At 63.4% G+C, this 7,217-nt stretch carries 8 protein-coding genes and 1 pseudogene; 8 read left to right on the top strand and 1 reads right to left on the bottom strand.

Annotation, left to right across the window (positions count from 1 at the left end):
* Together AWB68_RS47585 and AWB68_RS50975 are read left to right on the top strand one after the other, a co-directional pair.
* Positions 1 to 159: pseudogene (locus tag AWB68_RS47585) on the top strand (3-keto-5-aminohexanoate cleavage protein); the annotation flags it as partial.
* 129 nt (positions 160 to 288) lie between these two features.
* A complete protein-coding gene (locus AWB68_RS50975) occupies positions 289 to 423 on the top strand; it encodes a hypothetical protein (RefSeq protein WP_268810977.1) in 135 nt (44 codons plus the stop codon).
* A gap of 134 nt (positions 424 to 557) precedes the next feature.
* Here AWB68_RS50975 and AWB68_RS41145 read toward each other — a convergent pair whose 3' ends face one another.
* A complete protein-coding gene (locus AWB68_RS41145) occupies positions 558 to 1,559 on the bottom strand; it encodes an AraC family transcriptional regulator (RefSeq protein ID WP_087649897.1) in 1,002 nt (333 codons plus the stop codon).
* Between the two features lie 352 nt (positions 1,560 to 1,911).
* On the opposite strand from AWB68_RS41145, the gene AWB68_RS41140 reads away from it, so the two are divergent.
* The 6 genes from AWB68_RS41140 to AWB68_RS41115 form a co-directional block, all read left to right on the top strand.
* On the top strand, positions 1,912 to 3,234 hold the full coding sequence (locus AWB68_RS41140) for an MFS transporter (protein ID WP_087649896.1): 1,323 nt from the start codon (positions 1,912 to 1,914) through the stop codon (positions 3,232 to 3,234).
* A 233-nt stretch (positions 3,235 to 3,467) separates the two neighbouring features.
* Complete coding sequence (locus tag AWB68_RS41135) at positions 3,468 to 4,448, top strand: quinone oxidoreductase family protein (RefSeq protein WP_087649895.1); 981 nt, start codon at positions 3,468 to 3,470, stop codon at positions 4,446 to 4,448.
* 10 nt (positions 4,449 to 4,458) lie between these two features.
* The gene (locus AWB68_RS41130) at positions 4,459 to 5,307 is read left to right on the top strand and encodes a TauD/TfdA dioxygenase family protein (RefSeq protein ID WP_087649894.1); all 849 of its coding nucleotides are present in this window, start codon (positions 4,459 to 4,461) and stop codon (positions 5,305 to 5,307) included.
* A gap of 18 nt (positions 5,308 to 5,325) precedes the next feature.
* A complete protein-coding gene (locus tag AWB68_RS41125; RefSeq protein ID WP_087649893.1) occupies positions 5,326 to 5,886 on the top strand; it encodes an RBBP9/YdeN family alpha/beta hydrolase in 561 nt (186 codons plus the stop codon).
* 49 nt (positions 5,887 to 5,935) lie between these two features.
* Positions 5,936 to 6,592: a DsbA family oxidoreductase gene (locus tag AWB68_RS41120; RefSeq protein WP_235028795.1), complete on the top strand. Its 657-nt coding sequence runs from the start codon at positions 5,936 to 5,938 to the stop codon at positions 6,590 to 6,592.
* Positions 6,593 to 6,789: 197 nt separating this feature from the next.
* Positions 6,790 to 7,217, top strand: a 428-nt coding sequence (locus AWB68_RS41115; protein WP_143282024.1) for a porin, incomplete at its 3' end; no start/stop codon positions are given.

Raw genomic sequence — 7,217 nt, 5'->3', positions numbered from 1 at the left:
TCACGCGAGTTCGGCCGCAAGGTCGCCACCGCCCAGGAAGCGCGCGAGATCAGCAAGATCGGCGTGTTCTACGACACGGTGGAAGAGACCCTGCTGGCCAACGGCTTCGCGCCGAACCGCAAGGGTGCTACTCAGGGCTTCCTCCGCAAGGCGGTCTGAACCCGCGCGGCGGCAGCGCATTCCGCACGCCCTCGGCCGACGCGACGACGCGGCGGTCCGCAAGGCGTGCGGTGCACCCCGACCACGCCGGCGGCACAAGGTCCGGCGAAGCACGGACCTGCGCCACGGGTGCGACTCGCCGTTGATTCGCTCGACATCCAGGACGACGGCGAAGCGGTATCGCTCACCGTATCGATCGGCATGACGGCCTGCGTTCGTGCAACACGGGCGCTGCCCGATGCGGCCGATCATACCGATGCATAGCGCCCACGCGCAATGCAAGCAACTGAATGCACGCCAACCCCGGCGTTCTCGTGTCATGGCATTCGCCAGTCTCCCCCGCATACCAACAGGCGTCACTCAAGCAGGCTTACTCCAAGCCGGGCAACGAGTGTCGTTCATTTCGCCTGGCTTTTACGCCAATCACGCGGCGTCATGCCGAATCGTGAGTTGAACCAGTTGGTGAACGAACCCTGCTGGTTATAGCCGAGCAGCGCCGCGACCCTTCCGATCGGATAACGCGGATTGCTCATATAGCGCACGGCGAGCTCGCGCCGAACTTCCTCGACCAGTGCCGAAAAGCTGGTATCGGCTGATCCAAGCTGCCGCTGCATGGTGCGCACGCTCACACGCAAATGACGGGCAACCAGCTCGACTGTGGCCTGCTCGACGGGTAGCAGCAGGTAGATCGCCTTGCGCACCTCCAGCGCGGCCGAATCTGCACCGATCACGTTGAGTGGTGTGGCGAGGCTCTCGGCGTAGCGGACCAGTTCGGGGTCGGCGGTAGGGTTCGGGTAGTCGAGTTCGGCGGCCGCGCACACGAAGCCGTTGAAGTCGCTGCCGAACTCCATCGGACAGCCGAAGAAGCGCCGATGAAACGTCAGATCAGCGGGCCCACGATGAGTGAAATGGACAGCGCGCGGCTTCCAGTAGCTGCCGAGCAGCGCGCTCGAGTGGCGCGCGAGAATACCCACCGCAAGTTCGATCGCCTGCTTGGTCGGCGTACCGGGATCGACGACGAGTTCCTCCCGGATGGTGACCGTTTCTCCTGCGTCCTCGACGTACACGGCCAGTGCTTCGTTGAGCAGGTGCCGGAATTCGGCCGCGGCCAGCAGCACCTCACGCAGCGTGCGCTTGTGCGCGAGCAGCACATTGACCACGCCGGTGCCGAATTTCTGCCGGGTTGCAGCCATTTGCAGCGCGAAAGTCGGGCACGACGCCTTTTCAGCCGCGAGTTCCAATAGCCAGCAGCACGCGGCGGCCGAAACGCGATCATCGGGATTTGCCAGCGCTCCGGGATCGATCCCGACCTGCTGCGCGAGTTCGACCGGATTCAGTCCGAGCCGCCGCGTCACATCGAAGTAACCGCTCATGGCTACCGAGCGCAGCATCGTGTCCATCGCTTTCCCTCGCAGGTCCATGGGCTGCGCGCCGCGCCTTCCGGCAATGAAGTGCCTGCTGTGCGCGCATACCAGTGTTTACGCGGAGTGGCATCGATCGCTAAAAGGATGGCGCCCATTCAGAAAAGTGTAACCCGCGATTGCCGTATTGTGCGAGCACTCGCCCTGTTTCGTTCCGCAAGTTTTCACGCGACTGTCGCATGATTGGAACGGGATGGGAGCACCAGCTGATGGGTTTCAAAAGTGGTACTTCCCGGCGCACGCCGGGGAGAGTGACGGAATCCATAATCGGCCCCTTTGCCCTGCCGGGCAAAGAGACGGCCGCTAACTAGAAAGACGAAGGAGACAAACCATGCTCATGCAGCATGCTGAACCCACGACAGGTGATGTTTCGACGACAAAAGCGGATGTCCCCGCTTATGCCTGGGTGGTATTTGCATTGACAGTCGGATTGCTGCTTTCCGACTACATGTCGCGGCAGGTGTTGAATGCCGTATTTCCGCTGCTCAAGGCCACGTGGGGCCTTTCCGACACACGGCTCGGTTCGCTTAGCAGTGTGGTCGCGCTGATGGTCGGCGTGCTCACGTTCCCGCTGTCGGTGCTCGCCGATCGCTGGGGCCGCGTGAAGAGCATCGTCCTGATGGCGGCGATGTGGAGTCTCGCGACGCTGGGCTGCGCGATCGCGACGAACTACGGCGAAATGCTCCTCGCGCGTACCTTCGTGGGCATCGGCGAAGCCGCTTACGGCAGCGTCGGTATCGCGGTTGTGCTGAGCATCTTTCCGGCGCGGCTGCGCGCCACGCTCACCGGCATGTTCATGGCGGGCGGGGCGTTTGGCTCGGTGCTCGGCATGGCCCTCGGCGGTGCGGTCGCAGCTCATCTGGGTTGGCGCGCGGCGTTCGGCGCAATGGCGATCATGGGGATCGTGCTGGTGATCATCTACGGGTTTGTCGTCACCGAAAAGCGTCTTGTGCCGCTGCAGTCGGCGAGCGTGACCAGGCAAGCGCAAGGACTCAGTGTGCGGATGAGCTTCCGCGCGCTGATGAAGGGACTCTTTTCGACGAAGTCGGTCGTGTGTGCCTACGTCGGCAGCGGCATCCACCTGCTCGTCCCGGCCGCTGTCTGGGCGTGGATGCCGAGCTTCCTGAACCGCTACTACGGTATGTCCGACGGCAAGGCTGCCATCAGCGCAGCAGTGTTTGTGCTGGTGACGGGCCTTGGCATGGTGGTGTGCGGAAATCTGGCCGACCGGCTCAGCAAGAATGCACGGGAAAGGAAATGGAGTGCCGCGATCGCCTTCTGTCTGCTGTGCTTCACGCTGCTCGCGATTGGTTTCCACATGCCGGCGGGTCCGTTGCAACTCGTTTTGATCGGCGTCGGCATGTTCTTCAGCGCAGGCGCGAGCGGCCCCTCGGGCGCGATGGTGGCGAACCTCACCCCGCCGTCGATCCATTCGTCCGCGTTTGCCACGCTGACGCTGGCGAACAATCTGCTGGGTCTGGCACCCGCCGCCATTCTGACGGGCATGGTCGCCGACCGGATCGGGCTTGTCGGCGCGTTGCAACTCGTTCCGTTCGCGCCCCTCGTCGCCGCAGTCGCGTTTTTCATCGGCAAGCGGAACTACGGTGGTGATCTGGACCGCCTGGATGCCCTGCGCACGCAAGCAACACGCTGATTGGATTCTCATCGCAGAACGGTGCCGTTCGCTCGCTCAAGACGCGACGGCGCCTGGTTTTTCAAGGCATGAAGCTGACCTCAAGCCGGCTGGCGGCGTCCAACGCACCACGATGCGAGTGCCTCGCGGCGCTCAGGGCCGCAACGGTAGACGGATCTGGCAACGACGCCTGGCCAAGACGGCCCGCAGGCGACATCTATTTTGCAGTTTGAGTAACGGATAGGAGATTGAACATGGCGAAGGCAGTGCGTTTCCATGAAACCGGTGGTCCCGAAGTCTTGCGCTACGAGGACGTTGAAGTGGGCGAACCGGGCCCCGGACAGGTCCGCCTGCGCCATGAGGCTGTCGGTCTGAATTTCGCCGATACCTACTTCCGCAGCGGTCTGTATCCGGTCCCGTTGCCTGCTGGCATGGGCGTCGAGGCCGCGGGCGTGGTCGAGGCCGTCGGCCCCGATGTGACCAACGTTGCAGTCGGCGACCGCGTGACCTATACCGGCTTTATCAACACGCTCGGCGCGTACAGCACCGAACGCCTGATTCCGGCCGCGCCGCTCATCAAGCTGCCCGATGCGATTTCCTGCGAAACGGCTGCCGGCATGACGATGCGAGGGCTGACCTCGTCCTATCTGATGCGCCGCATTTGTGACTTCAAGGCGGGCGACACCATCCTGCTGCATGCGGCTGCCGGTGGCGTCGGCCTGATCGTGTCGCAATGGGCGAAGCTGCTGGGTCTCACCGTGATCGGCACGGTATCGAACGAGGCCAAGGGCGAAGTGGCCCGTGCGCATGGCTGCGACCACATCATCTACTACAGCCGGGAAGACGTCGCGAAGCGTGTGCGCGAACTGACCGATGGCGTCGGCGTCAACGTGGTGTTCGACAGTGTCGGCAAGGATACCTTCGAGGGGTCGCTCGATTCGCTCAAGCGTCGCGGCCTGCTGGTCTGCGTCGGCACGGCGTCCGGCCCGATCCCGCCGTTCAATCCGCAGCTGCTGGCGATGAAGGGCTCGCTCTACCTGACCCGCCCGGCGCTGGCGGACTACATTGGCGACCCCGCCGAGAAGAACGAACTCGCTGGCGAAATCTTCGGGCATATCGCCGCGGGCCGTATCAAGATCGAACTGAACCAGCGTTATTCGCTTGAGGACGCGGCGCAAGCCCACCGGGACCTCGAATCGCGCAAGACGACCGGCTCATCGGTCTTCGTCATCTGAGGAGCAAACCATGCAAGTTGAACAATTAACCTGCGCGCTCGGTGCCGAGCTGGTCGGCGTGAACCTGGCCGATGCCATTCACGACGACGGCCTGTTTGCCGAGATCCGAGCGGCGCTGCTGAAACATCGGGTGGTGTTCCTGCGCGATCAGGAGATCACGCGTGCCGAGCATGTGGCGTTTGCGCGCCGCTTCGGCGAGCTGGAAGATCATCCCGTCGCGGGCAGCGATCCGGAGCATCCGGGCCTCGTGCGCATCTACAAGACCCCGGATCAACCCAACGACCGCTACGAAAACTCGTGGCACACGGACGCCACCTGGCGCGAAGCGCCGCCGTTCGGCGCGGTCCTTCGCTGCGTGGAGTGTCCGCCCGTCGGCGGCGACACGACGTGGGCGAATATGGTTCTCGCCTACGAGAACCTTCCAGACCAGATCAAGACCCAGATCGCCGATCTGCGCGCACGCCACAGCATCGAGGCGAGCTTCGGCGCCGCGATGCCAATCGAGAAGCGCCTCGCGCTGCACGCGCAGTATCCGGACGCGGAGCACCCGGTCGTGCGCACGCATCCCGACACGGGCGAGAAGGTGCTGTTCGTCAACGCCTTCGCCACCCATTTCAGCAACTATCACACGCCTGGGCGCGTGCGCTTCGGCCAGGACGCCAATCCGGGCGCGGGCGAACTGCTGCGCTATCTCATCAGCCAGGCGTGCATCCCGGAGTACCAGGTGCGCTGGCGCTGGAAACCCAACAGCATCGCGATCTGGGACAACCGCAGCACGCAGCACTATGCGGTGATGGACTATGCGCCGTGCCATCGCAAGATGGAGCGAGCGGGGATCGTTGGCGACAAACCGTACTAACCTGAACGAATCAGCATCGTGACTCTCAATACAGAACCTACCGTACTTATCGTGCCCGGCCTGCGTGATCATGTGGCCGAACACTGGCAGACACTGCTGCAGGCGCGCCTTCCCAAATCGGCTTCGGTGCCGCCGCTTGAGCACGACAAGCTCAGTTGCGCAGCGCGCGTCGCGGCGCTGGACGAGGCCATCGCGAAGATCGACGGGCCGATCGTACTGGTCGCTCACAGCGCCGGTGTCATGATCACGGTGCACTGGGCACAGCGGCACAACCGCCCGATCCAGGGCGCGCTGCTTGCCACGCCGGCGGACCTGGAATCACCGATGCCCGCGGGTTACCCGACGCGCGATGCGCTCGAGGCGAACGGATGGCTGCCAAGCCCGCGTAAGCCGTTGCCGTTTCCGAGCATTCTCGGAGCCAGCCGCAACGATCCGCTGGCCGAGTTCAGTCGCGCTGCAGCAATGGCCGCGGACTGGGGCAGTCGTCTCGTCGACTTGGGCGAGGTCGGGCATCTGAATCCTGCGGCCGGCTATGGCGAGTGGCCGCAGGCAGAGACCCTGATTCGTGAGCTTCTCTGACATGGACTGCGCAACGAAGCAGGGCACTGCAGTCAATCAAAACGCGTCAGTGACAATCGATGTCCACTTCGATTTCGTCTGCCCGTGGTGCCTGATTGGCAAGCGCAATCTCGATGCGGCCATCAGCCGCTTCGCCAGCTTGCGCCCGGACGTCAGCGTCAAGGTGCGGTGGCATTCGCATCAGTTGTTGACCGATATACCTGTCGGTGGCGTCCCTTATCAGGCGTTCTATGTGGCCCGTCTGGGGAGCGCAAGCGCGGTGGCTGCACGACGCGCACAGGTTCAGGAGGTCGCTCGCGCGGCCGGCGTCCAGTTGGCGTTCGACAGGATCGAGGTGATGCCCAACACGCGGGCGGCACACAACCTCGTTGCCTGGGCCGTCGCCACCGGCGCCGGATTCCAGCCTGCGTCGCTGATCGACCGTCTGTTCACCGGCTATTTCATGGACGGCGAAGACATCGGCGACCCGGACGTGCTCGAGCGAATCGGCCTCGCGTGCGGTCTTGACGCCGGGGGCCTCGCCGAACATCTGGCGGCGTCGCGGCGCGATGACAACATGCCGATCCCGCGTTCGCCGCAGGCCGAGGAGGTCAGGGGTGTGCCGCATTTTGTGATCAATTCAGCCCTGACGCTGTCTGGTGCGTATTCGCCGGGCGCAATCGTGGACGCCATGTTGCGCTCGACTGGCGATCCGCAGAACAGATAGCGTCACGCCAGAAGGAAGCCGGGCGCGGTGATGTGCGTCGCGACCGGCAAGTTACTCAAGCACCCGTTGCGGAAGCAGTACGGGGACGACTACCTGTCGGCCTGACACGCCGACGCAGCAGCAATTTAGTTTAATTCGATCAACCAGAAAAGCCGCCGGGGTCCGTGCGGCGTCCCCCAAAACCAGAGGAGACAAAAATGAATTCAAAGTTGAAACTGAGCAGTATTGCGGCGCTGGCGATGTTCGCCACGGCCGCCCATGCCCAATCGTCGGTCACGCTCTATGGCGTACTCGACTCTGGACTGCTGTATCAAAGCACCTCAGCGGCATCGTTCCAGCCGCACGCAGCGAACCTGGGCCATGTCTATCAACTCAAGGACGGCGGCATCTATGCCAGCTACTGGGGCTTGAAGGGAAGCGAAGACATCGGCGGCGGCTACAAGATCAACTTCAAGCTGCAGGGCTCATTCAACACCACGAACGGCAAGTTTGGACTGTCCGACACGCCGGGTACGACCGCGATGTTCAACCAGTACGCGACAGTCGGCGCATCCGGCCCGTTCGGCTCGATCGACGCCGGCCGCCAGATCATCCCGATGATCTACGCGATGGCGGAAACCGATGT

The sequence above is a fragment of the Caballeronia choica genome, assembly GCF_001544535.1.
GTDB lineage: Bacteria > Pseudomonadota > Gammaproteobacteria > Burkholderiales > Burkholderiaceae > Caballeronia > Caballeronia choica.
This window is presented reverse-complemented; position numbering and strand designations above follow the sequence as displayed.